Origin of the sequence: Rhodococcus zopfii NBRC 100606 = JCM 9919 (assembly GCF_001895025.1) — a bacterium.
GTDB classification, from domain to species: domain Bacteria; phylum Actinomycetota; class Actinomycetes; order Mycobacteriales; family Mycobacteriaceae; genus Rhodococcus; species Rhodococcus zopfii.
Genome location: NZ_BCXI01000007.1, coordinates 176,953 through 203,825 on the forward strand (window position 1 = coordinate 176,953; position 26,873 = coordinate 203,825).

Sequence of the window (26,873 nt, forward strand, 5' to 3'; positions counted from 1 at the left end):
TGATCTCCGACATTGTGGTGGATGGGAGATATGCCACCGGCTTACCGTGTATGTCGCCTTCGAGCACTAGGGTGGCACCGTGCGTCCTTCACTCGAGTCCTACTCCCACCTCGCCGGCGGCAAGGTCCGCGACCTGTATGTCATCGACGACGAGCACCTGCTGCTCGTGGCCAGCGACCGGATCTCGGCCTACGACCACGTGCTCGCCACCCCGATCCCCGACAAGGGCCGGGTCCTCACCGCGATGAGCGTGTTCTTCTTCAACCTGCTCGACGCGAACAACCATCTCGCCGGTGAACCCGACGACGAACGCATCCCCGAAGACCTCCTCGGTCGTGCACTGGTCGTCAAGCGGCTGCAGATGGTGCCCGTCGAATGCGTTGCCCGTGGCTACCTCACCGGATCCGGTCTGCTCGATTACCAGGCCACCGGCTCCGTGTGCGGGGTGAAGCTGCCCGATGGCCTCGTCGAGGCGAGCCGCCTGCCGGAACCGATCTTCACCCCGGCCACGAAGGCCGACCTGGGCGACCACGACGAGAACATCAGCTTCGAGGCAGTGGCCGAGAAGGTCGGCCTCAATCTCGCGATGAAGCTGCGCCAGGACACCCTCGACATCTACGACCGCGCCTCGATGTACGCATCCGAGCGCGGCATCCTCCTCGCCGACACCAAGTTCGAGTTCGGGCTCGACAAGGCCGGCAACCTGGTGCTCGCGGACGAGGTGCTCACCCCGGATTCGTCCCGCTATTGGCCGGCCGAGGAGTACACGGAAGGCAAGGTGCAGGCGAGCTTCGACAAGCAGATCGTCCGCAACTGGCTGACCGGACCGGAATCCGGCTGGGACCGCAAGTCCGATACCCCGCCGCCGGCGCTTCCGCAGCACGTCGTCGACAAGACCCGTGCACGCTACATCGAGGCGTACGAGCGGATCTCCGGGCTGTCGTTCGACGACTGGATCGGGGGACAGTGATGCCGGAGTCGGCACCCCTGTCGGCGCCCCCGGTCGCCAAGACGGTTCCGTTCGAGCGCACCCACCACGGGCACACCTTCGTCGACGAGTACGAATGGTTGCGCGACAAGGAGAGTCCCGAGGTCGTCGCGTATCTCGAGGCCGAGAACGCGTGGACCGACCAGCAGACCGCCGATCTGGCGCCGTTGCGCGGGAAGATCTTCGACGAGATCAAGTCGCGCACGCAGGAAACCGACATGTCGGTGCCGACCCGACTCGGCGACTGGTGGTACTACGCCCGCACCGCCGAGGGCAAGCAGTACGGGATCCAGTGCCGCTGCCCGATCTCCGGGCCCGACGACTGGACGCCGCCGGAACCGGCTCCGGGTGTCGAACTGCCCGGCGAGCAGATCCTGCTCGACGGCAACGCCGAAGCCGAGGGACACGAGTTCTTCTCCGTCGGCGCGTTCTCGATCAGCCACGACGGCACGTTGCTCGCCTACTCCACCGACGTCGTCGGCGACGAGCGATACACGCTGCGGTTCAAGAACCTCCTCACCGGTGAACTCCTGCCCGACGAGATTCCCGGCACCGCACCGGGCGCGACGTGGGCGATCGACCACAGTCACGTCTTCTATCTCACCGTCGACGAATCGTGGCGGCCGGACACGGTGTGGCGGCACCGCCTCGGCACCGACCGCACCGAGGACGTGAAGGTCTTCCACGAACCCGACGAGCGGTACTGGGTGTCGGTGGGTTCGACCCGCAGCGAAAAGTACCTGATGATCTGGGTCGGGTCGAAGATCACCACCGAGGGCTGGGTTCTCGAATCCGGCAACCCGACAGGCGAATTCCGGGTGCTGCTGCCCCGGCGCGAGGGTGTCGAGTACGGCGCCGAGCACGCGGTCGTCGCGGGCGAGGACCGATTCCTGGTGCTGCACAACGACGTCGACCCCGAATCGGGGGTGAAGGCGGAGAACTTCGTGCTCGCCGAGGCGCCCGTCGCCGACCCGTCTGCGCTGCGCACCCTCATCGCGCACCGCGACGACGTGCGACTCGAGGACGTCGACGCGTTCGCCGGCCATCTCGTGCTCGGCTACCGTCGTGAGGCGCTGACCCGGCTCGCGGTGTGGCCGCTGACCGCCGACGGCTACGGCCAACTCACCGAACTCGAATTCGACGAGGAACTGTTCTCCGTCGGCCCCGGCGCGAACCCCGAATGGCATCAGCCGACGTTGCGACTCGGATTCACGTCGTTCATCACCCCGAGCCGCGTCTACGACCGCGTCGTCGCGACCGGCGAGATGCTGCTGCGCAAGGCGCAGCCGGTGCTCGGCGAGTTCGATCCGACCGCCTACGAGCAACACCGCGATTGGGCGGTCGCGCAGGACGGCACCAGAATCCCGCTGTCGATCGTGCGGCGCAAGGATCTTCCGGACGGTCCCGCGCCGACGCTGCTCTACGGCTACGGCTCGTACGAGGCGAGCATCGACCCCGGTTTCTCGGTGGCGCGGCTGTCGCTGCTCGACCGCGGCATGGTGTTCGCCGTCGCGCACGTGCGCGGCGGCGGCGAGATGGGCCGCCACTGGTACGAGAACGGCAAGACCCTCGCGAAGAAGAACACCTTCACCGACTTCGTCGCGTGCGCGCAGCACCTGATCGACACGGGGGTGACCGCCGCGGATCGTCTCGTCGCGGACGGCGGCAGCGCCGGCGGTCTGCTCATGGGTGCGGTCGCGAACCTCGCACCGGAGTTGTTCACCGGCATCCTGGCGAACGTGCCGTTCGTCGATCCGCTCACCTCGATCCTCGATCCGTCGCTGCCGCTGACGGTGATCGAGTGGGACGAGTGGGGCAACCCCCTCGACAACCCCGAGGTGTACGAGTACATGCGCTCGTACAGCCCGTACGAGAATGTCGAGGCCAAGGATTATCCCGCGATCCTTGCGATCACCAGCATCAACGACACCCGGGTGCTGTACGTCGAACCGGCCAAGTGGGTCGCCAAGCTGCGTGCCACCAAGACCGGCGACGCACCGCTGCTCCTCAAGACGGAGATGAGCGCCGGGCACGGCGGCGTCTCCGGTCGCTACGAGAAGTGGCGTGAGGTGGCGTTCGAGTTCGCGTGGGTGCTCGCCACGTCGGGGGCGTATCGCCCCTGACGTTTCGTTCGGCACATCGGCCGTCGTCGCGACTTCGCGACGACGGCCGTCGGCATTTCTGCCCTGCGGTCGGCCGCGCGCCGGCGCTTCGGGTCCGGCCCGCACACCGTCTAGGTATCCCACCTACCGGAGACCCATCCTTGCGCGCACCGGCTCCGAATCTCCGACAGACGCTCACAAGAGCGTTTGCGCGTCGGCCCCTGCCGACGCGGCGAGAACGAGTAAGGAGAAGTCTTCATGCGTGCCCTGATCGAAGCCGCTTTCGTCGCCGTCCACACCCCCCTCGTCGAGGCCTACACCTGGCTCCTCTCGGTAGTTCCGATGTAAGCGCGAGCCCACGCTTCCGGGTGATGGGAACCTTCGACCGGTCAGACCGAATATCGTTTCCCATCACCCGAGTTGGGACGGGGGTTGCGGGCGTAGCGGACCTGGGGGCGGCCGGCCCGGCCGTACTCGGTGATGCGGACGAGCAGACCGTCGTCGGCAAGGCGTTCGAGGTACCGCCACGCCGTCACCCGCGACACCCCGACCGCGCTTCCGACCTCCGCGGCGGTGCGGGGGCCGTCGGTCTCGCGCAGGAATCCGGCGATCCGGTCGAGGGTCGCGGGGGAAATGCCTTTCGGGGCCGACGCCTTCGTGTTCGACGTGCGCAGCGCGGCCATCGCCCGGTCGATATCATGTTGCGCGACCGCGGTTTCCGCCGAACCCAGCGCGGTGCGGTAGGCGACGTAGTGCTCGAGCTTGTCGCGCAGGGCCGCGAATGTGAACGGTTTGAGCAGATACAGCACGATGCCGCGGGACACGGCGGTGCGCACCACCTCGAGGTCGCGGGCCGAGGTCACGGCGATGATGTCCGGGCTCGGCCGCAATCCACCCAGTGACGACGCCACGTCGAGGCCGCTCATGTCGGGCAGGCCGATGTCGAGCAACACCAGGTCGACCGGTGCACCGCTGCGTGCCGCCGCCGTCGCCGACCGCAGTGCGGCAGCGCCGGTGTGCACCGCATCGATCACCTCGAATCCCGCTATCCGCCGGAGGTATTCGCGATGCGCCTGGGCGATGAGCGGTTCGTCCTCGACGATGAGCACGCGGATCACGAGCGACCCCCGAGCGGAATCTCCGCGACGATCATCGCGCCCAGCGACGGCTCGGTGCGCAGGACCCCGCGGTGGCGGGCGACGACCTGCGCGACGAGTGCGAGCCCGAGTCCGCGCTGCGCCGATTTCGTCGAGTAGCCGCGCTGCATCGCCTGCGTCAGAGTGTCCGGCGACATGCCGGGCCCACTGTCCGCGACCTCGACGATCAACGTCGACTTCTCCTGACGAACAGTCACTTCCACCCAGGGATCGTCGGCGGTGCGGGCCGCGTCGATCGCGTTGTCGATCAGGTTCCCGACGAGCGTGACGAGATCGCGGGACGGGACCGGCACCGGGCCGAGCGCGGTGTCCTCGGTGACGGTCAGCTCGACGCCGCGCTCTGCGGCTTCGTCGACCTTGCCGAGCAGCAGTGCCGCGAGCGCCGGTTCGGCGATGTCGCCGGTCAGCCGGTCGATGAGGTTCTGGGACACCGCCAGCTCGCGCGTCGCGAACGCCACGGCCTCCTCGGCCCGACCCAGCTCGACCATGGTGATGATCGTGTGCAATCGGTTCGCCGACTCGTGGGCCTGGGCCCGCAGCGACTCGGCGAACCCGCGCACCGAATCCAGCTCCCCGAGCACGCCCCGCAGCTCGGTGTGATCGCGCAGCGTGACGACCGTGCCGATCCGCCGGTCCTCCCACCGCACCGCGTCGCTGCCCACCACCAGCACCCGATCCCGGGTCAGGTGCACCTCGTCGCGCACCTCCTGACCGGCCGCGAGCGTCCGCAGGGTCTCCGGCAGCGACTCGAACGGCACCGGTCCGGGCTCGAGCCCGAGCAGCCGGCGGGCCTCGTCGTTGACGACGTCGACGCGCGGCGACCCGCCGCCCGAGGTGCCGAACACGAGCAGACCCTCGCCGATCGCGCGCAGCACCGCATCGTGATGCTCGTACATGCGCAGCAACTGGTCCGGATTCAGTCCCAGCGTCTGCCGCCGCAGCCGCCGGGAGATGAGGACGGCGCCGGCCGCGGTGACCGCCAGCCCTGCCGCGACGACCCCGACGATCCCGGGCAGGCCGCGCACGAAGGCGTCGGCGATGCGCTGCCGGGTCACCCCGACCGACACGAACCCGGCGAGCGTTCCGTCGTCGGCATATACCGGGGCGATCGTCCGGATCGACGATCCGAGGCTGCCGGTGTACGTCTCGCTGTACGGCTGCCCGGACCGGGCCTGCTCGATGTGGCCGGTGTAGGGCCGCCCGATCTGCTCGGGCACGGGATGGGTCACCCGGATCCCGTCCGGGTCGACGACCACGACGAAGTCGACGCCGGTGGAAGTGCGGATCTGCTCGGCGAGGGGCTGCAGCGCCGCGGTCGGATCGGGGGACCGCAGTCCCTCGGCGACCGCGGGAACCTGAGCGGTGGTCACGGCGATGTCCGTCACGGCCAGGCGGGTCGTGGCGTCGGCGTCGCGGCGTTCGTCGGCGACGAACAGTGCCGCGGCGGCGATCGCGACCACGGTGAACACCACGAGCTGCAGGATCAGCAGCTGTCCTGCCACGCTCATCGGCCGACGTGTGCCGCGACGGTTCACCGGCGACCTCCCGTGAACTCTATGCACGCAATCTTCTCCGTGCGCCGACCCACCATCACCATTCTGATAGGTGGAAGTGATACCGGTCACCACCCGGGCGCGGAGCATCCCTACCAGGGTCCCGCAGCAGCCGGCCGCACCACGGTCGAATCCCGAGTACTGGCGGTTGCCACCGAATCCGTATCCGTGATCGAAGGGCAACCCATGAGTACCACCACAGTGTCCGTGCGCAAGGACCGGACGTCCCGGCGCAAGGACCGGACCCACTGGCTGTACATCGGCGTCGTGGTCGCCGTGGTCGCCGGTGTGCTGGTCGGCTGGCAGGCGCCGGACGTCGGCAAGTCGCTCGGCATCCTCGGCACCACTTTCGTCGACCTCATCAAGATGATGATCAGCCCGGTCATCTTCTGCACCATCGTGTTGGGGATCGGCTCGGTGCGCGCGGCCGCCAGCGTCGGCCGGATCGGTGGTCTCGCCCTGATCTACTTCGTCGGCATGTCGACGGTCGCGCTCGGCATCGGCCTGTTCGTCGGCAACCTGCTCGACCCCGGTAGCGGCCTGACCCTCGACGCGTCGACCGCTGGGTCCGGTGCCGCGCTCGCCGAGAAGGCCCACGCGGCCGGCGGCACCGCCGAGTTCATCTCCGGGATCATCCCCACGTCGATGCTGTCCGCGCTCACGTCCGGCAGCGTGCTGCAGACCCTGTTCGTCGCGCTGCTCGTGGGCTTCGCGATCCAGGGCATCGGCAAGTCCGGCGAGCCGATCCTGCGCGGTGTCGCGCACGTGCAGAAGCTCGTGTTCAAGATCCTGACGATGATCCTGTGGCTGGCCCCGATCGGCGCGTTCGGTGCGATCGCCAACGTGGTCGGCCAGACCGGCCTGAGCGCGGTCGTCCAGCTCGGCGCGCTGATGCTCGCCTTCTACCTGACGTGCCTGGTGTTCGTGTTCGGCGTCCTCGGGACGCTGCTGCGGGCGGTCGCCGGGGTGTCGGTGTTCAAGCTGGTCCGGTACCTGGCCCGCGAATACCTGCTCATCTTCGCGACGTCGTCGTCCGAGTCGGCGCTGCCGCGCCTGATCGCCAAGATGGAGCACCTGGGCGTGCAGCGCACCACCGTCGGTGTCGTCGTGCCCACGGGCTACTCGTTCAACCTGGACGGCACCGCGATCTACTTGACGATGGCTGCGCTGTTCGTCGCCGACGCGATGGGCCGGCCGCTGGCACTGGCCGAACAGCTGTCGCTGTTGCTGTTCATGATCATCGCCTCGAAGGGTGCGGCCGGGGTGACCGGCGCCGGGCTCGCGACGCTGGCGGGTGGGCTGCAGAGCCACCGCCCGGACCTCGTCGACGGCGTGGGCCTGATCGTCGGCGTCGACCGGTTCATGTCCGAGGCGCGTGCCGTCACCAATTTCTCCGGCAACGCCATCGCGACCCTGCTGATCGGAACGTGGACCCGGACCGTGGACCGCGCCCGCGTCGACGAGGTGCTGGCCGGCCGGCTGCCGTTCGACGAATCGATGCTCGGCGACGACGACGGGCATCCGGTTCCGGAGAAGGAACCGCAGCTCGAGAAGGTCGGCGTGTAGTCGCCTGATCGCATACAGCGGCCCGGACTCCCCACGGAGTCCGGGCCGCACTGCGTGATCCGGGCTCGGTCACCGTGACCGGTCACCAGCGCAGGGGCTTGACCGGTGAGTACAGAAGAGACGGGTCGGAGCGCCAGTCGAGTCTGGAACGTCGATGTGCAACAGCGGCGACCGGAAACGTCGGTGTAGAGCACGTAAGGATCCGTGCCCGGACCGGGACTCCGGTCTCGCGGTGAGCCGACTACGTTGGAGCGCATGACCACAACTCTGCAGGACATCGCGATCAACACCCTCGCCGGTGATCCCACGTCCCTCGCCGCATTCGACGGCCACGCGCTCCTCGTCGTCAACGTCGCCTCCAAGTGCGGCCTGACCCCGCAGTACACGGCGCTCGAGCAGCTCGCGAAGGACTACGCGGACCGCGGTCTGATCGTCGTCGGTGTGCCTTGCAACCAGTTCAGGGGTCAGGAGCCGGGCACCGCCGAGGAGATCCAGGAATTCTGCTCCACCACCTACGGCGTCACCTTCCCGCTGCTCGAGAAGATCGACGTCAACGGCGAGAACCGGCATCCCCTGTACATGGAGCTCACCCAGCACCCGGACGCCGAAGGCGAGGCCGGCGATATCCAGTGGAACTTCGAGAAGTTCGTCGTCGCCCCGGACGGCACCGTCGTCGATCGTTTCCGTCCGCGCACCGAGCCGGACGCACCCGAGGTGATCGCTGCCATCGAGGCCGTGCTGCCGGTCTGAGCTGAATCCATGTTCTCCAACGAAGCGCGTAACGCGCTCTACGACATCATCCGCATGCGCCGCGACGTGCGCGCCGAGTTCGCCGGTGACACCGTCGCCGAGGATGTGCTGTGGCGCATCCTCGCCGCGGCGCACCACGCGCCGAGCGTCGGCAACACCCAGCCCTGGGACTTCGTCGTCGTCCAGGACGAGCAGCGACTCGAAGCGTTCGCCGAACACGTCGCCGGATGCCGTCAGGCCTTCGCCGATTCGCTCCCGGAGGACCGCCGCCACACCTTCGACCCCATCAAGGTCGAGGGGATCGTCGAATCCCGCACCGGCATCGTCGTCACCTACGACCCGGAGCGCGGCGGCAAGCACATCCTGGGCCGGCACACCATCGACGACTCCGGACTGTTCTCCGCGGTGCTCGCGATCCAGAACCTGTGGCTCGCCGCGACCGCGGAAGGGCTCGGCGTCGGATGGGTGTCGTTCTACGACGAACCGTTCCTCACCGAGTTCATCGGGGCCGAAGGTGCGGTGCGGCCGATCGCGTGGCTGTGCGTCGGGCCGGTCACCCGACTGCAGGAGGTGCCGGACCTGGAACGGTTCGGCTGGCGTCGCGGCCGTCCGTTGACGGACGCCGTCCACCGCGACCGCTTCGGCGATGCGTACGAGCAGCAGGACACCGCCGAAGCCTGAGCCGGGCCGCATCTACAGCGCGACCGCGACCTTCCACGCCGAGTGGATCGCGCCCTCGATGTATCCGACGTCGCCCGCATCGCCGACGACCCGCACGTCCGTTCCGGATCCGGCGAGTTCGTCGGCGAGCGGCGCCGCCGCCGACACCCCCGACGCCATCACGACCAGATCGGCGGGGGCGGTGTGGGTTTCGGTGCCGGCCCAGAACTCGACCGTGTCCGGGGTGATGCGCTGGACGGTCGCGTGCCGGTGGACGGTCACCCCGACCTCACCGGCATGCCGGACCGCGGTCCAGCGGCGCGGCATCGCCATGGGAACACCGAGCTGCTGACCCTCCTCCAGCAGCGTCACCTTCCGGCCCCGCTCGGCCAGGAACTCGGCGAGTTCGAGGCCGACCAGCGAACCGCCGATGACCACGACGTTCCGCCCGACGGGCAGGAACCTGCGGGTCACCGAGCGAACTGCGCCGGGCCTCTTGGTGATTCCCGACAGTGCGCCGAGCTTGCCCGCCGTCCGCAGGAACCACGGCTGACCCGAGACGTCACCGTTGCCGGTCATCAGCGCCCGCAGGGTGTCGCCGGTGTGCACGTGCGGCAGGTCGCCGCCGGGCACACCCGGACGCTCACGCACCGCACCGGTCGCGACCACCACGACATCCGGCGCGAGCGACCGGATCGACGCGGCGGTGGCCTCCGTCTTCAACCGGACGTCGATGCCGAGCCGCTCGACCTCACCGGTCAGCCAGTTCAGCAGGCGCTCGTTGTCGGGGGTGGTCAGGGTCGAGAACCACAGAGTGCCGCCGAGCCGGTCGGCCTTGTCGAGCACGGTGACGCGGTGGCCACGTTCGGTTGCGACCCGTGCGACCTCGAGACCCGCGGGTCCGGCACCGACGACGACGATCCGCTTCGCGGCCGCGGTACGCACGAACGGCACCAGTGCCTCGTTGCCGAGCGCCGGGTTCACCGCGCAGACGGGGGTGCCGTCCCAGAAGTTCTCCTGAACGCACACATAGCAATTGATGCAGGGACGAACCTGCCCCGGGGTGCCGGCCTTCAGTTTGCCGACGAGGCCGGGATCGGCCAGCAGCTGGCGGCCCATCGCGACGAAATCCGCCTTGCCGTCGGCAATGGCCTGCTCACCCACGTCGGGAAGCACCCGCCCCACCGTGATCACCGGGATCTGCACGGCCCGCTTCACCGCCGCGGCCAGTTCGGTGTAGGCGCCGACCGTGTTCGGAAGCGGACCGTCGGTGAAGTTGGAGAACGGATTCCGGCCCCAGCCGGTGACGTGGATGCCGTCCGCCCCAGCGGCTTCGAACAACGCCGACGCCTGCGCGGCCTCGGCGGTCGTCAGCCCGTCGTCCTCGCCGAACTCGCGTCCGGCGACCCGCACGAGCACCGCCAGCGAGTCGCCCACCTCGTCCTTGACGGCCCGGATCACCTCGCACGCCAGCCGCGCCCGGTTCTCGAGGGAGCCGCCGTACTCGTCGGTGCGCCGGTTGTCGGCGCGGGACAGGAACGCACCGAGCACATAGCCGTGCGCGCAATGGATTTCGACCGCGTCACCGCCGGCGGCCTTCACCCGCGCCGCCGCGTCGGCGAAACAGCGCACCAGCCAAGGGATGTCGTCGGCGTCGGCCTCGTGATAGGTGGCCTGCTTGCCTTGTGTCACCGCCCCCATCTTCTGCAGTTCCTCACCGGTGTTGTCGGCGAGGGCGCGCAGATCGAGACTGCCCTGCGGAGTCGAGGGCACGAGCAGCGGACGGTCCTGGACGGTGTCGATCCGGGCGACCTTGCCGTGGTGGGTCATCTGCACGCACAACTTGCTGCCGGCCGCGTGCACCGCATCGGCCAGCGCCTTCAGCCCGGGGATGAACCGGTCCTCGGACAGGCCCGGTTCCTTGGTGCTCGCGCACCCGATCGGGTACGCGACCGCGCAGCATCCGGTGATGATCAGCCCTGTGCCGCCCGCGGCGCGCGCCACGAAATGATCGATGTCGCCCTGCTCGATCTCACCGTCCTCGCACAGGTTCATGTCCATCGCGGGCAACACGACCCGGTTGGTCAATTCGATGGGGCCGATGGTGCCGGGGGAGAGCAGGTGCGGGTACGTCTTCTTGCGGGTCGTCACGATTCGACGCTAGACCGCGCCGCCACCGGGCCCGCGCGATGTCCTGGTGAACGGGACCTCGCCGCGCGGTGAGGCATCGGGTTCAGTGGCGCGCATCTCCCGTCGCGCAGGGTTCAACCGGGCGACGATCCCCGTTCACCCGCGCGGGGCATCGTGGTGGTCATGAGCACGGAACTTGTCGTGTCGGTATCGGGAATCCGGGATGTCACCCGCGAGGCGGTCGACAGCTTCGCCCGCGAGATGGATGCGCGTGGAGTGCCGCTGTCGCTGTTCGTGGCGCCGCGGCTCAAGGACCACTACCGGCTGGTGCGCGACCCGGCGACACAGGAATGGCTCCTCGAACGCCGGGAAGGCGGCGACGCGATCGTGCTGCACGGCTACGACCAGGCTGCGACGAAGAGTCGCCGCGCCGAATTCTCGGCCCTGCGCGAACACGAGGCGCGGTTGCGGCTGCTCGCCGCCGATCGGGTGCTCGAGGAGACGGGCCTGCGCACCCGGCTGTTCGCGCCGCCCCGCTGGGTCGCCTCGTCCGGCGCCGTCGCCGCTCTCCCGGAGACCGGATTCCGGCTCATGGCCGACGCCGCCGGTGTGCACGACCTGGACCGGGGATCCCTCGCACGGTCGCGCGTGTTCGGGATCGGTGACGGCGCCCGGTCCGAACCGTGGTGGTGCCGCGCCATGGTCATCGGCGCCGCGCGGGTTGCGCGGCGCGGAGAACTGCTGCGCCTGGCGATCTCCGGACCGCAGCTGTTCAAACCCGGACCGCGGCAGGCGATCGTCGACGCGGTCGACATCGCCCTGCACCACGACGCGCAGCCGACCGTGTACCGCTGGCAGCCGCGGACTCTCGGCCGCGTCGCCTGATGCCGTTCGGCCCCTCCCGTCGTGCGGGTACCGGCCGGTAGTGTCTCCGGGCATGGACGCAGACGTGATCGTGGTGGGGGCGGGTCTCGCAGGGCTGGTGGCGACCGGTGAGCTGATCGACGCCGGGCGCAAGGTGATCCTGGTGGATCAAGAGAATTCGAACAACATTGGCGGGCAAGCATTCTGGTCGTTCGGAGGGCTCTTCTTCGTCGACAGTCCCGAACAGCGTCGCATGGGCATCAAGGACTCCTACGACCTCGCGCTGCAGGACTGGATGGGTACCGCCGGTTTCGACCGCGACATCGAGGACCGCTGGCCGCGCCGCTGGGCGCAGGCGTACGTCGAGTTCGCGGCGGGGGAGAAGCACGCCTGGCTTGCACAGCGTGGTTTGAAGATCTTCCCGATGGTCAACTGGGCCGAACGCGGCGGCTACGACGCCGGCGGGCACGGCAACTCGGTACCGCGATTCCACATCACGTGGGGCACCGGCCCCGGACTCGTCGAGATCTTCGCCCGCAAGGTGCTCGCCGCCGCCGAACGCGGGGTCGTCACCCTCCGATACCGGCACCAGGTCGACGAGCTGATCGTCACCGGCGGCGCGGTCACCGGGGTACGCGGCACCGTCCTCGAACCGACCGATGCCGCGCGCGGCGTGAAGTCGTCCCGCACCGCCGTCGGCGACTTCGAATTCACCGCGGGCGCCGTGATCATCACGTCCGGTGGCATCGGCGGCAACTACGACCTGGTGAAGAAGAACTGGCCGGCACGGCTCGGCGCCCCGCCGAAGCACATGCTCACCGGCGTGCCGGCCCACGTCGACGGCCGCATGCTGGAAATCACCGAGAACGCCGGCGGCAACATCGTCAACCGAGACCGCATGTGGCACTACACCGAAGGCATCACCAACTACGACCCGGTGTGGCCGAACCACGGCATTCGGATCCTGCCCGGGCCGTCGTCGCTGTGGCTCGACGCCACCGGCAAGCGCCTGCCCGTCCCGCTGTTCCCCGGATTCGACACGCTCGGCACCCTCGAACACATCGTCGCCACCGGCTACGACCACACCTGGTTCGTGCTCGACCAGAAGATCATCGAGAAGGAATTCGGCCTGTCCGGATCCGAACAGAACCCGGACCTGACCGGTCGCGACATCAAACTGCTGCTGCAGCGCGTCAGATCCGGTGCTCCCGGCCCGGTCGAGGCGTTCAAACAGCGCGGCGTCGACTTCGTCGTGCGCGACAATCTCGCCGACCTCGTCGCCGGCATGAACGAACTGACCCCGGAAGCCCCGCTCGACTACGCGACGGTCCGGTCGGTGGTCGAGGCCCGCGACCGCGAGATCGCCAACAAGTACACCAAGGACCTGCAGGTCGCGGCGATGCGCGCGGCACGCGCCTATCTTCCCGACAGGATCGCGCGGATCGCGTCGCCGCACCGCATCCTCGATCCGAAGGCCGGGCCGCTCATCGCGGTGAAACTGCACCTGCTCACCCGCAAGACCCTCGGCGGTCTCGAAACCGACCTGTCGTCGCGGGTGCTGCGATCCGACGGCACGGTGTTCGACGGCCTGTTCGCCGCCGGGGAGGTCGCGGGGTTCGGCGGCGGGGGTGTCCACGGCTACCGCTCGCTCGAAGGCACCTTCCTCGGCGGCTGCATCTTCTCCGGCCGCGCCGCGGGACGGGCCGCGGCCCGCTGACACGAGTCGGAGCCGTCACCCGGAGCGGCGTACCGATCCGGGTGACTCCCCGGTGACCCGTTTGAACGCCCGCGCGAATCCGGCCTCCGACTCGTACCCGGATCTCGACGCCAGTTCCGCGACCGGCGCCCGACTCAGACCTCGGTGTCGGATTCCTGGGCCAGAACACGGAATTCCGTTCCGTCCGGTGCCATCTCGCTGTAGCGCCCGTAGAAGATGCCGTTGGCCTGCTCGGCGATGATGGCCTGGTGGATCGGGACCGCGACCCGCGGGTTCACCGCACGCAGGTAGTCCACCGCCTCCCAGATCTTCAGCCACGGCGCCGCGGACGGGAGCGCGAGCACGTCGATGCGCTCGTGCGGGATGTACAGAGAATCGCCGGGATGCAGAAGCCGGGACGGGTTCTCGTCGTCGCCGAGCAGGAACGCGGTGTTGTCGATGACCGGCAGATCCGGGTGGATGACGGCGTGCCGGCCGCCGGTGCCGCGCACCGTCAGCTCGCCGATCTCGAACGTGTCGCCCGGGCGCACCGCGGTCCAGTCGCCGGCGAGCAGGTCCGCGGACTGCGGATCGGAGAACAGCTTCGCGTCGGGGTTCGCGTCGAGCAGGGCGGGCAGGCGCGCAGCGTCGGCGTGGTCGGGATGCTGATGCGTGACCAGGATCGCGTCGAGTCCGGTGATGCCCTCGAAGCCGTGCGAGAAGTTGCCCGGGTCGAACAGGATCTTTGCGCCGCGATGTTCGACGAGCAGGCAGGAGTGTCCGAAGTGGGTCAGTCGCATGGCCCCAGTATCTCCCACCTGCCCGCCGAATCTAGCGCGGTGAGAAGCGGCGCAACCGCAGGCTGTTGCTCACCACGAACACCGAACTGAACGCCATCGCCGCGCCCGCGATCAGCGGATTGAGCAGCCCGAGCGCGGCCAGCGGCAATGCCGCGACGTTGTAGGCGAACGCCCAGAACAGGTTTCCCTTGATGGTGCCCAGGGTGGCGCGGGCCAGCCGGATCGCGTCGGGTGCCGATGTCAGGTCGCCGCGTACCAAGGTCAGATCGGATGCTTCGATCGCGACATCGGTGCCGGTGCCCATCGCCAGTCCCAGATCCGCCTGTGCGAGTGCCGCGGCGTCGTTGACCCCGTCGCCGACCATCGCGACGACCCGGCCGTCCCGCTGCAGCCGCTCGATCGCCGCGACCTTGTCGCCGGGCAGCACCTCCGCGATCACGTCGTCGATGCCGACCTGCGCGGCGACCGACTCGGCGGCGCGACGGTTGTCGCCGGTGAGCAGCACCGGGTGCAGGCCGAGTTCGCGCAGTTCGGCGACCGCGTCCGCGGAGGTGTCCTTGATCGTGTCGGAGACGACCACGACGGCACGGATCGTCCCGTCCCACGCGACCCACACCGGCGTGCGGCCCGCAGCCTCGGCATCGTCCACGGCCCGGCGCAGCGACTCGGGTGCCGTCAGCGACCAGTCGTCGCGCAGCCAGGACAGTCGCCCGGTCAGCACGGCATGACCGTCGACGATCCCGGAAACCCCGCGACCCCCGTGGTTCTCGAAGCTCTCGACGTCGGACAGGGCGCCGGCACGCTCGGCGACGGCCCGCGCGATCGGATGCTCGGAGGCGTGCTCGAGCGATCCGGCCAGATGCAGTGCCACGGTTGCGGATTCGCCGTCGGCCACGTGTACGGATTCGACGCTCATGCGCCCGGTCGTGACGGTTCCGGTCTTGTCGAGCACGATCGTGTCGACGCGCCGCGTCGATTCGAGGATCTGCGGTCCCTTGATGAGGATGCCGAGCTGGGCGCCGCGTCCGGTGCCGACGAGCAGCGCGGTCGGCGTCGCAAGGCCGAGCGCGCACGGGCACGCGATGATCAACACGGCGACGGCTGCGGTAAAGGCCGAGGCGACGGGATCGTCGGTGAACAACAACCAGCCGGCGAGGGTGAGCAGGGACAGGCCGATCACGATCGGTACGAACACCGCCGATACCCGGTCGGCGAGACGCTGCACCTCGGCCTTGCCGTTCTGCGCGTCGGTGACGAGCCGCGCCATCTGCGCGAGCTGGGTGTCCGCACCGACCCGGGTCGCGCGGACCTCGAGCCGCCCACCGGCGTTGACGGTCGCGCCGACGACACTGTCGCCGGGGGCGACCTCCACCGGGACGGATTCGCCCGTGAGCATCGATGCGTCGACCGCCGAGGTGCCGGACGTGACGACACCGTCGGTCGCGATCTTCTCGCCGGGCCGCACCACGAACACGTCGCCGACCGCGAGCTGCCCGATCGGAATGCGGGTCTCGGTACCGTTCCGCAGCACGGCGACGTCCTTGGCGCCCATGTCCAGCAGGGCCCGCAGCGCCGCGCCGGACTGCCGCTTGGCGCGGGCCTCGAAGTAGCGTCCGGCGAGGATGAACGTCGTGACCGCCGCCGCGACCTCCAGATAGATGTGCGTCCCGCCGTCGCCGGACGGGAACAGGTCGAAGGCCATGCGCATGCCGGGCATGCCGGCATGGGTGAACAGCAGCGCCCACAGCGACCACAGGTAGGCGGCGACGACACCGACCGAGATGAGGGTGTCCATCGTGGCCGCGCCGTGACGGAGGTTGGTCCACGCGGCGCGGTGGAACGGCAACGCACCCCACACCACGACCGGGGAGGCGAGCGTCAGGGCGATCCATTGCCAGTTGTCGAACTGCAGCGCCGGAATCATCGACAGCAGCACGACCGGGACGGTGAGCGTCGTGGACACGATCAGCCGCTGCCGCCACGCCGCCGCCTCGTCGGGTTCGGCGCTCTCGGCTGCCTGCTCGGTCCCGGCGGGTGTCGGCGGTGGAGGCAGTGTGGCGCTGTATCCGGTGGCCTCCACGGTCGCGACGAGGTCCTCCGGCGCGACCTCTGCGGTGTAGCTGACCTTCGCGGTTTCGGTCGCGTAGTTGACGGTCGCGGTGACGCCGTCCATCCGGTTGAGCTTCTTCTCGATGCGGGCCGCGCAGGACGCGCAGGTCATGCCGCCGATCGAAAGTTCGACGTCGTGCAGGGTGTCGCCGGTGGTCATCTGGATGCTCCTAGGTGTGGACACCCCTCCTTTATACCCCCTAGGGGTATAACTGTGAAGTCCGTCGACCGGTGCCCGGTGTTTGCGGCTCTCCCGGTAAACTGCTGTTCGTCCGGTGTCCGTCCCCGGACGCCAGCACTACTACCGAGGAGCAGCACGTGGCTCGTGTCGTCGTCGAAGTCATGCCCAAGGCCGAGATTCTCGATCCCCAGGGCCAGGCCATTGTCGGGGCGCTGTCGCGGCTGGGTTTCCCGGGCGTGTCCGACGTCCGCCAGGGGAAGCGCTTCGAGCTCGAGATCGACGGCAGTGTCGACGACGCCGAGCTCGAGAAGATCGCGGAGGGCCTGCTCGCCAACACCGTGATCGAGGACTGGACGGTGCGCCGGATCGACGGTGAAGCATGAGCCGCATCGGAGTCATCACCTTCCCGGGCACGCTCGACGACGTCGACGCGGCCCGCGCGGTCAAGCTCGCCGGCGGTGAGGCCGTGAGCCTGTGGCACGGCGACGCCGACCTCAAGGGCGTCGACGCGGTCATCGTGCCCGGCGGCTTCTCCTATGGCGACTACCTGCGGTGCGGCGCCATCGCGCGCTTCGCGCCCGTGATGGGCAAGGTCGTCGAGGCAGCCAAGGGCGGCATGCCGGTCCTCGGTATCTGCAACGGCTTCCAGGTGCTCTGCGAGGCGGGCCTGCTACCCGGCGCGCTCACCCGCAACGAGGGCCTGCACTTCATCTGCCGTGACCAGTGGCTGAAGGTCGAGTCGAACTCGACGGCGTGGACCTCCCGTTACGAGACCGGCGCCGAGATCCTCGTTCCCCTCAAGTCCGGGGAAGGTCGCTATCAGGCGTCGCAGGAGGTTCTCGACGAGCTCGAGGGCGAGGGTCGCGTCGTGTTCCGCTACGCCGGCGAGAACCCGAACGGTTCGCAGCGTGGCATCGCCGGCATCGCGTCGGCGAACGGTCGGGTCGTCGGCCTGATGCCGCACCCCGAGCACGCCACCGAGCCGCTCACCGGCCCGAGCGACGACGGTCTCGGCATGTTCTACAGCGTTCTGGACGCGGTCGTCTCGGCCTGACCGACCCCGCGTCCCTCGGGTGATGGGTGCCTTCTCCGGCCCGGCCGGAGAAGGTTCCCATCATCGTTCGAGAATCGTATTCTCGCATGATGGATGTGCAAGCTGTTCACGACAAGCTCGAAGCTGTTCACGACAAGCTCGAGATCGGGGAGTTGCTCTACCGATACGCGCGGTCCGTCGACACGAAGGACTGGGAGGCACTCGCCTCGGTCTTCACCGACGACGCGCACCTCGACTACAGCTCCGTCGGATATCCGCCGGGCTCGCGCGACGAGGTCGTCGCGATCCTGTCCCGCGCGGTCGACGCGGTGCCCATGACGCAGCACTTCATCAGCAATATCCAGATCCGGCTCGACGGCGACCGGGCCGACGTGACCGCGATGTTCTACAACCCCATGCAGTTGCCCGGCATGGACGCGCTGTCGTTCTGTGGCGGCAACTACCACCATCGGGTCGTGCGTACCGCCGACGGGTGGAAGAGCGAGCACCTGGTCGAGGAGAATCTCTGGTTCGTCAATCCGCCGGCCCGCCGGAAGTAGACCCCCGACGCGAACGAAGGGCGTCGCCGCGGTCCCGAACAGCGGCGACGCCCCTCGTCCTGCAATGTCCGGGGATCGACCCCCCGATCGGGCCCCGGACAGATACCGGAATCCTCCCCATGGCGCGGTACCGATGAATATTCTGCCCGGGTTACCCCGCTGATTTCGTGAGTAGGACTACGCATCTTTCCCAGGTGTTTCTCTCCTGACCGCCCAGGGACCCAAGACGCGCAGGAAGGTGTCGGTGGGCTCCGTTAGCGTCACCCTATGGCACTGAGTATCGGCATGATCACATTCGACAGCGCGAATCCCGGACCGCTCGCCACCTGGTGGGCCGAGCTGACGGGCGGTCGCATCGAGCAGGACAACGGCGGATACTTCTACATCGTCGCTCTGCCCGACTCGGCGCAGAAGCTCGGCTTCCAGGCCGTATCCGACCCCACGCCGGGCAAGAACCGCGTCCACCTCGACCTCAATACCGAACACCTCGACAGCGAGGTGAAACGGCTCGTCGCCGCCGGAGCGACCGAGGTGCATCGGCAGGAACTCGACGACTTCAGCTGGGTCACCCTGGCAGATCCCGACGGAAACCTGTTCTGTGTGGCATCCGGTCACTGACGCTGCATCCGGTCACTGACCCGGCGGTATGCGGCGGGTTGCACCCGGTGCGTGTGGTGTGGATTCACAGTGGTGGTGCGAGGATGCAGGAATGGCTTCTCTCACCCGCGCCGACGCCCAGGGGCTGTGCAACTTCGTCGACCTGTCACCGTCACCGTTCCACGTGTGCGCGACCGTCGCGGCCATGCTCGCCGACGCCGAGTTCGACGAACTGGTCGAGACGCAGCCCTGGCCGACCGAGCCCGGCCGGTACTACGTGATCCGCGGCGGCTCGCTCATCGCGTGGAGCACCGAGGGCGAGGGCACGGCGGACGCGTCCGGCACCGCCCGGCCGTTCCGGATCGTCGGCGGGCACACCGACAGCCCCAACCTCCGGGTCAAGCAGCACCCGGACCTGGTATCGGCCGGCTGGCGGACCGTCGGCCTCGAACCGTACGGCGGGGTGTTGCTGAACTCGTGGCTGGATCGCGACCTCGGCGTCTCCGGCCGGTTGACGGTGCGCAGCGGCGCGACCGCCGAGGACGTGCTCGTGCACGTCGACAGCCCGATCCTGCGGGTTCCGCAGCTTGCGATCCACCTGTCGGAGGACCGCAAGGGCGTGCAGCTCGATCCGCAGCGTCACGTCAACGCCGTCTGGGGAGTGGGCACCGAACCGCGGTCGTTCATCGGCTATCTCGCCGACCAGGCCGGGGTGGCCGCAGATGCGGTGCTCGGCTGGGAGCTCATGACCCACGATCTGGCGCCGAGTTCGCTGATCGGGGTGGACGGCGACCTGGTCAGCGCGCCGCGCCTCGACAATCAGGGCACCTGCTACGCGGGGGTGCACGCGTTGCTCGCCGCGACCGAGCAGGTCGCAGCGAATCCGGGCCCGGCGCCGATGCTCGTGCTGTTCGACCACGAGGAGGTCGGCAGCATGTCGGACCGCGGGGCGTTCTCCGACCTGCTGAACACGGTGCTCGAGCGGATCGTGCTCGCGCGCGGCGGCGGACGCGAGGAATTCCTGCGCACCCTGGCCGGTTCGATCGTCGCGTCCGGCGACATGGCGCACGCGACGCACCCGAACTACCCGGAGCGACACGAGCCCGCGCACCGGATCGAGGTGAACGGCGGACCCGTGCTCAAGGTCAACCAGAACCTGCGGTACGCGACGGATGCGGCCGGTGCCGCGGCGTTCGCCCTGGCGTGTGATCAGGCCGGGGTGCGGCTGCAGCGTTACGTGCACCGCGCCGATCTGCCGTGCGGGTCGACGATCGGCCCGATCACCGCGTCCCGCACGGGCCTCACCACGGTCGACGTGGGCGCCCCGCAGCTCGCGATGCACTCGGCTCGCGAGCTGATGGGCGCCGCCGATGTGGTGTCCTACGCGGATGCGCTGGCGGCGTTCCTGACACCGGCGGCCTAGCGTCTCTCGGACCGATCGATCCGGTCGATCGGTCCGGGGTCGTCACATTCGGCGGTGGTACGCGACCGCGAGCCGGGCGAGTGCCCCGGCCGCGACCAGCAGCCCGAAGTCGCGCAACGCGACGTCGTAGTAGCCGGAGTAGGTCAGCAGATTGACGATGATCCCGGCGAGCCACGCGACGACGATCCAGGCTCCGATCCGGGGTGCGACGGCGACGACGATGCCGGCGGCGATCTCGATGACGCCGACGAGGTACATGGCCTGTTGCGCGATACCGGGCAGGATGCCGTCGATCCACGGGGCCAGGTAGCCGGGCCAGTCGGTCATCAGGTTGGTGAACTTGTCGAGTCCGAACAGGATCGGCGCGACGGTGAACACCGTGCGCAGTGCGAGGAACGCCTGGTAGCCGGGGTCGTGCAGATCTCCGCGTGCGGTGGTGGCGATGGGGGATGAGGTGGTGGACATGGTGGGTCTCCTCTGTCCGATTCTAAAAACTACTATTACTGATTTTAGAATCCGCGGCGAAATTTAGTCAACGGAAATCGGTTTTACAATCGAGGAATGGATCGCGCGCAGCAATCCGGGATCGCCGCCCTCGCGGCACTCGGCGAACCCGCTCGGAGCCGGCTCTACGAGTACGTCGTGAACCGTCGCGAATCGGTGGGACGCGACGAGGTCGCCGCTGCCCTCGGCATCGCCCGCACCACCGCGGCATTCCACCTCGACCGGCTGGTCGAGGAGGGACTGCTCGACGTCGAGTTCGCCCGCCGGAGCGGGCGCGTCGGACCGGGCGCAGGACGCCCCGCGAAGCTGTACCGCCGGGCCGCCCGGCAGATCGACGTGACCCTGCCGGCCCGGCGATACGAACTCGCGGGCCGGCTGCTCGCGGACGCGGTCGACGAGTCCGACCGCACCGGCGAATCGCCGCGGGTGGTGCTGTCCCGTCGCGCGGCGGAACTGGGCCGGCGCATCGGTGAGGACTCCGCGGGTGAGCAGACGGTCGAGGTTCTCGCGGACCACGGATTCGAGCCGATCGACGACGGGTCGACCATCCGCCTCGGCAACTGCCCGTTCCATGCACTCGTCGACGGGCACACCGACCTGGTGTGCGGCATGAATCTCGATCTGCTCACGGCGCTGCTCGAAGGCATGGGCGACCGCACCCGGCGGGCGTGCCTCGACCCCGCTCCGGGCTTCTGCTGCGTCCGGTTGGTGCCTTCCGACCGAATCGACCCCGCGTAAGGCCGGACGCGAACCGGTGTGCGGTGCGAGACTGGGTGCACCCTCCCGCCGCGGACGAACGGTGGTGATCGAAGATGAGCGGTCCGTCGTTCCCCGACCATCTGCTGACGCTCGACGAGTGGGCGGCACTGCCCGAGTACGAGCGGTACCGCGTCGAAATGTGTGAAGGCGTGCTCGTCGTGTCCCCGCATCCCGGGTATCTGCACCAGCACGTCACGTTCACGCTGGTCGATGTCCTGGCCGGGCAGCTCCCCGACGGGTTGTGCGTGCTCGGCGACGTCGAGGTACTGCTCCCCGGTGAACCGCCCACGGTCCGCTGCCCGGACGTCATCGTCGTCGACCGGGCCCTCGTCGAGGCCGATCCCGACCGTGCGACCGCCGCCGATGTGCGGCTTGTGGTCGAGGTCACGAGCGGCGGCAGCGGACGGACCGACCGCGTCACGAAGTTCTCCGAATACGCGGAAGGCGGAATCCCGCAGTACTGGATCGTCGATCTCACCGAACCGGCCGTTCTGGCAGCATTCATCCTCGAGAACGGGTGGTACCGGTTCGACGGGGAGCACGGGGGAACTGTGACGCTGACCGCGGCCGGTCACGATGTCACCGTCGACCTGGAGGAGCTCACCGTCGCGCGGGCGAGCGCCCGGAGCGCGTCCGGCGACGCACCGGTGACACCGGACGACGCACGGCCCCGATAGACTGGCCGCGGCAGTGCGCGCCCGGCCTGCCGTTTCGATCCCAGAGTGAAGGGACCCGAGCCCAGTGTCACCGCAGGTGGATACCGTCACCCAAGCCTCCGAGACGTCCGATCTTCCTCAGCCGTACGTCGAGCTGGGTCTGAAGGACGACGAGTACGCCCGCATCAAGGAGATCCTGGGCCGCCGTCCCACGGACGCCGAACTGGCGATGTACTCCGTGATGTGGTCCGAGCATTGCTCCTACAAGTCGTCGAAGGTCCACCTGCGCTACTTCGGGGAGACCACCACCGACGAGATGCGGTCGTCGATGCTCGCCGGTATCGGCGAGAACGCCGGCGTCGTCGACATCGGTGACGGCTGGGCGGTGACCTTCAAGGTCGAGTCGCACAACCACCCGTCGTACATCGAGCCCTATCAGGGTGCGGCCACCGGCGTCGGCGGCATCGTCCGCGACATCATGGCGATGGGTGCGCGCCCGATCGCGGTCATGGATCAGCTGCGCTTCGGTGCCGCGGACCATCCCGACACCCGCCGCGTCGTCGACGGCGTGGTGCGCGGAGTCGGCGGCTACGGCAACTCTCTCGGCCTGCCCAATGTCGGCGGCGAAACCGTGTTCGACCCCTCCTACCAGGGCAATCCGCTCGTCAACGCCCTGTGTGCGGGCGCGATGCGCGTCGAGGACCTGCACCTGGCGTTCGCGTCCGGAACCGGCAACCGGATCATCCTGTTCGGCGCTCGCACCGGTCTCGACGGCATCGGCGGCGTGTCCGTCCTCGCGTCGGAGACGTTCGACGACAGCGACGGCGGCCGTCCGAAGAAGCTGCCGAGTGTCCAGGTCGGCGACCCGTTCACCGAGAAGGTGCTCATCGAGTGCTGCCTCGACCTGTACCGCGAGAAACTGGTCGTCGGCATCCAGGACCTGGGCGGTGCCGGACTGTCCTGCGCGACGTCCGAGCTCGCCGCCGCCGGCGACGGCGGCATGCACATCTACCTCGACCGGGTCCCGACCCGCGCGACGGGCATGACCCCCGCCGAGGTGCTGTCCTCGGAGTCGCAGGAACGCATGTGCGCGGTCGTCGCGCCCGAGAACGTCGACGCGTTCATGGCGGTGTGCAAGAAGTGGGACGTCCTGGCCACCGACATCGGTGAGGTCACCGATGGTGAGCGTCTGGTCATCACGTGGCACGGCGAGACCGTCGTGGACGTGCCGCCGCGCACCGTCGCGCTCGAGGGTCCGGTCTACGAACGGCCTGTGCAGCGTCCCGACTCGCAGGACGCGCTGGTCGCCGACACCACCGCCGGCCTGAAGCGCCCGGAGACGGACGACGAACTGAAGGCCACGCTGCTGAAGCTGCTCGCGTCGCCGGCGCTGTGCAGCCGCAAATGGATCACCGAACAGTACGACCGTTACGTGCGCGGCAACACCGTCCTGGCCGAGAACGCCGACTCCGGTGTCATCCGCGTCGACGAGGAGTCCGGTCGCGGCATCGCCCTGGCAACCGACGCGTCGGGCCGTTTCACCCAGCTCGACCCGTACACCGGCGCGCAGCTCGCGCTCGCGGAGGCATACCGCAACGTCGCCACCACCGGCGCGACCCCCAAGGCCGTGTCCAACTGCCTCAACTTCGGTTCGCCGGAGGACCCGGCCGTGATGTGGCAGTTCCAGCAGGCGGTGCGCGGCCTCGCCGACGGATGCGCCCAGCTCGGCATCCCGGTGACCGGCGGCAACGTCAGCTTCTACAACCAGACCGGATCGACCGCGATCCTGCCGACGCCGGTCGTCGCGGTGCTCGGCGTCATCGACGACGTGCACCGTCGTATCCCCACCGGTCTCGGCCTCGAGCCCGGCGAGACGCTCATCCTGCTCGGTGAGACCCGCGACGAGTTCGACGGATCGATCTGGGCGCAGGTCGAGCACGATCACCTCGGTGGCGTGCCCCCGAAGGTCGACCTCGAGCGAGAGCGGCTCATCGCGGAGATCCTCGTCGCCGGTTCGCGCGACGGGCTGATCTCGGCCGCCCACGACCTGTCGGAGGGTGGTCTCGCGCAGGCTGTCGTCGAGGCGGCGCTCGCCGGTGAGACCGGCTGCCGGATCCTGCTTCCCGAGGACGCGGACCCGTTCGTGACGCTGTTCTCCGAATCCGCCGGCCGAGTGCTGGTCGCGGTGCCGCGCACCGAGGAGTCCCGCTTCACCGGGATGTGCTCGGCGCGCGACCTGCCGTGGGTGCGGATCGGTGTCGTCGACGAGGGATCCGATTCCGTCGAGGTGCAGGGCAAGTTCGCGGTGACCCTGACCGAGCTGCGAGAGGTCTACGAGGGCACCCTCCCCGCCTTGTTCGGGTAGCCCATGGCCAGCACCCAGGTCGATCGGCTGGCGTTGATAGAGGCCCGGCAAGGTCAGGTCATCGCCGTGGTCACCGATTTCGGTGACCGCCACCCCCTCACCGCGCGGGTGTGGGGGTGGCTGAGCCTGGATTTCACCGGCATCGCCTTCGCGGCGTTGTTCTTCTGCTGGTCGCTGTCGCCGTCGCTGCTGCCGCGCGACTGGCTGTTCCAGGGGATCATCGGCGGTCTCAACGCGGCGATCGGCTACGGCGTCGGTTGTGTCGTGGGCTGGGTCGTCGCCCGGTTCGTGTTGTCGCGGGCGCTGTGGTGGCCGCCGCCGATCCCCGTGCTGCGGGCGATCAAGGTCGCGGTGCCGGTCGCCGCGATCGTCGCGTCGGTGGTGGCACTGGTGCTCGCCGCGATCCAGCAGCGTCAGCTCGCGGCGCTGATGGACGCCGAAGGCACGACGACCAGTGGCTACCTGCGCACGCTGGCGTTGGCTCTCGCGGTTTCCGGGCTGCTCGTCTCCGCGTGGCGCGGTCTGCGCGACATCGGCAGATGGATTGCGCGGCAATTGATCCGGCGACACCTTCCGGCCGGTCTCGCCCGGACCCTCGGGGTGCTGGTGGTCGTGCTGATGACGTTCATGCTCATCGACGGAGTCCTGATCCGGGGATCCTACGCGATCGTCAACTCCGCGTTCAGCATCCAGGACGGCGAGACTCGAGCCGGTGCGATACAGCCGACCCGCCCCGAGAAGTCCGGCAGTCCCGAATCGCTCGCGCCGTGGGACACGCTCGGCTTCGAGGGCCGCAACTTCGTTTCTCGCGGCCTCGATGCCGCCGAACTCGAAGCCATCAACGGCACGCCCGCGAAGGAACCGATCCGCGTGTACGTCGGTCTCGGCACCGCCGACACCGCCGAGACGCGTGCGGATCTGGTGATCGACGAACTCGAACGCACCGGGGCGTTCGAGCGCAAGGTGCTGGTGATCATCCCCACCACGGGCACGGGCTGGGTGAACCCCACCGCCGCGCAGGCCATGGAACTGGTCCACAACGGTGACGTCGCGATGGTCGCGTGGCAGTACTCGTTCCTGCCGAGTTGGATCTCGTTCCTCGCGGACCGCGACAAGGCCGCCGAAGCCGGCCGGATCCTCGTCGACCGCATCCACGAACGCTGGCTCGCCCAGCCGCCGGCCCGCAGACCCGAGCTGTACGTCTACGGCGAGAGCCTCGGAACCCAGTCGGGGGAAGGGGCTTTCGACACCCTCGCCGATATCCGCGAAACCGTGAACGGAGTGCTGTGGGTGGGACCGCCCAACGCCAACCGGCTGTGGCGTCAGCTCGTCGATCGTCGCGACCCCGGCACCCCCGAGGTGCAGCCGGTATACGCCGACGGCCTGGTCGTGCGGTTCACCGACGACGTCGCCGACATCGGTGAACCGCCGAGCCCGTGGCTGGATCCGCGCGTGCTGTACATCCAGCACGCGTCGGACCCGGTGGTGTGGTGGTCGACCGATCTGCTGTTCAATCGCCCCGACTGGCTGTCCGAACCGCCCGGGCCCGATCGGCTCCCGCAGATGCGCTGGTTCCCGATCGTCACGTTCTGGCAGGTCTCGGCGGATCTGATGAACGCGGCCGGCGTGCCCGACGGACACGGCCACAACTACGGTACCGAGGTCCTCGACGGCTGGATTGCGGTGACCCAGCCGGAGGGCTGGACCACCGCCGACACCGCACGGGTGCGGTTGGCGCTCGAGGCGCTCGCCGACAGCCAGGGACCGGAGAAGTGACCGTCGCGCGGTTCGGCTTCGCAGGTCCGGCCGTCGCGGCCGCGGCTGTCCTGTGGAGCGCGACGCTGCCGTCGGCGCCGCTCGGCACGCACGGGCGGACGTGGGCGTCGGCAGGTCTGGGTGTGTGCGCGATCGCTGCGGCCCGTGCGTCGGGTATGAACCGCACCGAGCTGGGGCTCGACCCCACCCGCGTCCCGTCCGGGTTGCGCTGGGGCGGTGCGGTTGCCGCAGCGGTGCTCGGTGGCTACGCGATCGCGCTGTCCGCGCCCGCTGTGCGCGGCCGGATCGCGGACTCGGCCGGAGCCGGTCGCGACGACTTCTGGACCTGGATCACACTGCACATCCCGGTGGGGACGGTGCTCGCGGAGGAACTGCTGTTCCGCGGGGTACTGACACCGCTGGTGAGCCCCGCGGTACACGCCACCGTGTTCGGGTTGTGGCACGTGCGTCCGGCCATGATCGCGGGTGACAGCATCGCCGGGACGGTCGCGGCGACCGGTCTGTCCGCGCTCGGTTTCGACTGGCTGCGACGGCGCAGTGGCAGTGTCCTCGCGCCCGCCCTCGCGCACCTGGCGATCAACGCCGGGGGAGCGGCCGCGGTGCGCCTCGTGGCGACCCGGCGCGGTGCCCGCATGTCCTAGGCT

General features: G+C 69.0%; 24 protein-coding genes. 17 read left to right on the forward strand and 7 right to left on the reverse strand.

The features are described from left to right. Positions 1-79 precede the first annotated feature (79 nt). Together RZ1_RS04745 and RZ1_RS04750 are read left to right on the forward strand one after the other, a co-directional pair. Positions 80-970, forward strand: coding sequence for a phosphoribosylaminoimidazolesuccinocarboxamide synthase (locus RZ1_RS04745; protein WP_072809664.1), 891 nt, complete (start codon positions 80-82; stop codon positions 968-970). After that, a complete protein-coding gene (locus tag RZ1_RS04750; RefSeq protein WP_072809666.1) occupies positions 970-3,111 on the forward strand; it encodes a S9 family peptidase in 2,142 nt (713 codons plus the stop codon). The genes RZ1_RS04745 and RZ1_RS04750 overlap by 1 nt, the downstream gene beginning before the upstream one ends. Positions 3,112-3,479: 368 nt before the next feature. Here the strand turns inward: RZ1_RS04750 and RZ1_RS04755 are convergent, their stop codons facing one another. Beyond that, complete coding sequence (locus tag RZ1_RS04755; protein ID WP_072809668.1) at positions 3,480-4,208, reverse strand: response regulator; 729 nt, start codon at positions 4,206-4,208, stop codon at positions 3,480-3,482. Next, positions 4,205-5,755, reverse strand: coding sequence for a sensor histidine kinase (locus RZ1_RS04760; protein WP_072809669.1), 1,551 nt, complete (start codon positions 5,753-5,755; stop codon positions 4,205-4,207). Before RZ1_RS04760 ends, RZ1_RS04755 begins: the two co-directional genes overlap by 4 nt. 231 nt (positions 5,756-5,986) lie before the next feature. Between RZ1_RS04760 and RZ1_RS04765 the strand changes: the two genes are divergently transcribed. The 3 genes from RZ1_RS04765 to bluB all read left to right on the forward strand — a co-directional run bounded on the left by RZ1_RS04765 (position 5,987) and on the right by bluB (position 8,797). Then, on the forward strand, positions 5,987-7,366 hold the full coding sequence (locus RZ1_RS04765) for a cation:dicarboxylate symporter family transporter (protein ID WP_072809671.1): 1,380 nt from the start codon (positions 5,987-5,989) through the stop codon (positions 7,364-7,366). A 255-nt stretch (positions 7,367-7,621) separates the two neighbouring features. Then, on the forward strand, positions 7,622-8,116 hold the full coding sequence (locus RZ1_RS04770) for a glutathione peroxidase (RefSeq protein WP_072809672.1): 495 nt from the start codon (positions 7,622-7,624) through the stop codon (positions 8,114-8,116). Between the two features lie 9 nt (positions 8,117-8,125). Then, complete coding sequence (gene bluB / locus RZ1_RS04775; RefSeq protein ID WP_072809674.1) at positions 8,126-8,797, forward strand: 5,6-dimethylbenzimidazole synthase; 672 nt, start codon at positions 8,126-8,128, stop codon at positions 8,795-8,797. A gap of 12 nt (positions 8,798-8,809) precedes the next feature. On the opposite strand, the gene RZ1_RS04780 is transcribed toward bluB, so the two are convergent. Beyond that, a complete protein-coding gene (locus tag RZ1_RS04780; protein ID WP_072809676.1) occupies positions 8,810-10,927 on the reverse strand; it encodes an oxidoreductase in 2,118 nt (705 codons plus the stop codon). 162 nt (positions 10,928-11,089) lie between these two features. Between RZ1_RS04780 and RZ1_RS04785 the strand changes: the two genes are divergently transcribed. Then, positions 11,090-11,791, forward strand: coding sequence for a DUF2334 domain-containing protein (locus RZ1_RS04785; protein WP_072809677.1), 702 nt, complete (start codon positions 11,090-11,092; stop codon positions 11,789-11,791). A gap of 52 nt (positions 11,792-11,843) precedes the next feature. After that, positions 11,844-13,487 (forward strand): FAD-binding dehydrogenase, encoded by a 1,644-nt coding sequence (locus RZ1_RS04790; RefSeq protein WP_072809678.1) that lies wholly within the window; start codon positions 11,844-11,846, stop codon positions 13,485-13,487. A 15-nt stretch (positions 13,488-13,502) separates the two neighbouring features. On the opposite strand, the gene RZ1_RS31805 is transcribed toward RZ1_RS04790, so the two are convergent. Genes RZ1_RS31805 through RZ1_RS04805 form a run of 3 tightly spaced genes read right to left on the reverse strand, consistent with a single transcriptional unit; the run spans position 13,503 to position 16,535 of the window. Next, complete coding sequence (locus RZ1_RS31805; protein WP_373863691.1) at positions 13,503-13,661, reverse strand: helix-turn-helix domain-containing protein; 159 nt, start codon at positions 13,659-13,661, stop codon at positions 13,503-13,505. Further along, positions 13,622-14,266, reverse strand: a complete 645-nt coding sequence (locus RZ1_RS04800; protein WP_072809679.1) for an MBL fold metallo-hydrolase — start codon at positions 14,264-14,266, stop codon at positions 13,622-13,624. Before RZ1_RS04800 ends, RZ1_RS31805 begins: the two co-directional genes overlap by 40 nt. A gap of 31 nt (positions 14,267-14,297) precedes the next feature. Beyond that, on the reverse strand, positions 14,298-16,535 hold the full coding sequence (locus tag RZ1_RS04805; RefSeq protein WP_072809681.1) for a heavy metal translocating P-type ATPase: 2,238 nt from the start codon (positions 16,533-16,535) through the stop codon (positions 14,298-14,300). Between the two features lie 158 nt (positions 16,536-16,693). Between RZ1_RS04805 and purS the strand changes: the two genes are divergently transcribed. The 5 genes from purS (at position 16,694) to RZ1_RS04830 (ending at position 20,169) form a co-directional block, all read left to right on the forward strand. Continuing rightward, positions 16,694-16,939: a phosphoribosylformylglycinamidine synthase subunit PurS gene (purS, locus tag RZ1_RS04810; protein WP_072809682.1), complete on the forward strand. Its 246-nt coding sequence runs from the start codon at positions 16,694-16,696 to the stop codon at positions 16,937-16,939. After that, on the forward strand, positions 16,936-17,610 hold the full coding sequence (purQ, locus tag RZ1_RS04815) for a phosphoribosylformylglycinamidine synthase subunit PurQ (RefSeq protein WP_072809684.1): 675 nt from the start codon (positions 16,936-16,938) through the stop codon (positions 17,608-17,610). The genes purS and purQ overlap by 4 nt, the downstream gene beginning before the upstream one ends. A gap of 86 nt (positions 17,611-17,696) precedes the next feature. Beyond that, positions 17,697-18,149 (forward strand): nuclear transport factor 2 family protein, encoded by a 453-nt coding sequence (locus tag RZ1_RS04820; protein ID WP_238071737.1) that lies wholly within the window; start codon positions 17,697-17,699, stop codon positions 18,147-18,149. 267 nt (positions 18,150-18,416) lie between these two features. After that, on the forward strand, positions 18,417-18,767 hold the full coding sequence (locus RZ1_RS04825) for a VOC family protein (protein ID WP_072809686.1): 351 nt from the start codon (positions 18,417-18,419) through the stop codon (positions 18,765-18,767). Positions 18,768-18,858: 91 nt separating this feature from the next. After that, positions 18,859-20,169 carry a M18 family aminopeptidase gene (locus RZ1_RS04830; RefSeq protein WP_072809688.1) on the forward strand — a complete coding sequence of 437 codons (1,311 nt, stop codon included), beginning with the start codon at positions 18,859-18,861 and terminating at the stop codon, positions 20,167-20,169. A gap of 42 nt (positions 20,170-20,211) precedes the next feature. On the opposite strand, the gene RZ1_RS04835 is transcribed toward RZ1_RS04830, so the two are convergent. Continuing rightward, on the reverse strand, positions 20,212-20,634 hold the full coding sequence (locus RZ1_RS04835) for a hypothetical protein (protein ID WP_072809690.1): 423 nt from the start codon (positions 20,632-20,634) through the stop codon (positions 20,212-20,214). Between the two features lie 96 nt (positions 20,635-20,730). On the opposite strand from RZ1_RS04835, the gene RZ1_RS04840 reads away from it, so the two are divergent. The 5 genes from RZ1_RS04840 to RZ1_RS04860 all read left to right on the forward strand — a co-directional run bounded on the left by RZ1_RS04840 (position 20,731) and on the right by RZ1_RS04860 (position 26,870). Then, on the forward strand, positions 20,731-21,411 hold the full coding sequence (locus RZ1_RS04840; RefSeq protein ID WP_072809691.1) for a helix-turn-helix transcriptional regulator: 681 nt from the start codon (positions 20,731-20,733) through the stop codon (positions 21,409-21,411). Positions 21,412-21,485: 74 nt separating this feature from the next. Further along, on the forward strand, positions 21,486-22,109 hold the full coding sequence (locus RZ1_RS04845) for a Uma2 family endonuclease (RefSeq protein ID WP_072809693.1): 624 nt from the start codon (positions 21,486-21,488) through the stop codon (positions 22,107-22,109). A gap of 64 nt (positions 22,110-22,173) precedes the next feature. Further along, on the forward strand, positions 22,174-24,453 hold the full coding sequence (purL, locus tag RZ1_RS04850) for a phosphoribosylformylglycinamidine synthase subunit PurL (protein WP_072809695.1): 2,280 nt from the start codon (positions 22,174-22,176) through the stop codon (positions 24,451-24,453). A gap of 3 nt (positions 24,454-24,456) precedes the next feature. Further along, on the forward strand, positions 24,457-26,229 hold the full coding sequence (locus RZ1_RS04855) for an alpha/beta hydrolase (protein WP_072809697.1): 1,773 nt from the start codon (positions 24,457-24,459) through the stop codon (positions 26,227-26,229). Then, positions 26,226-26,870 carry a CPBP family intramembrane glutamic endopeptidase gene (locus RZ1_RS04860; RefSeq protein WP_072809699.1) on the forward strand — a complete coding sequence of 215 codons (645 nt, stop codon included), beginning with the start codon at positions 26,226-26,228 and terminating at the stop codon, positions 26,868-26,870. Before RZ1_RS04855 ends, RZ1_RS04860 begins: the two co-directional genes overlap by 4 nt. Positions 26,871-26,873: the final 3 nt, after the last annotated feature.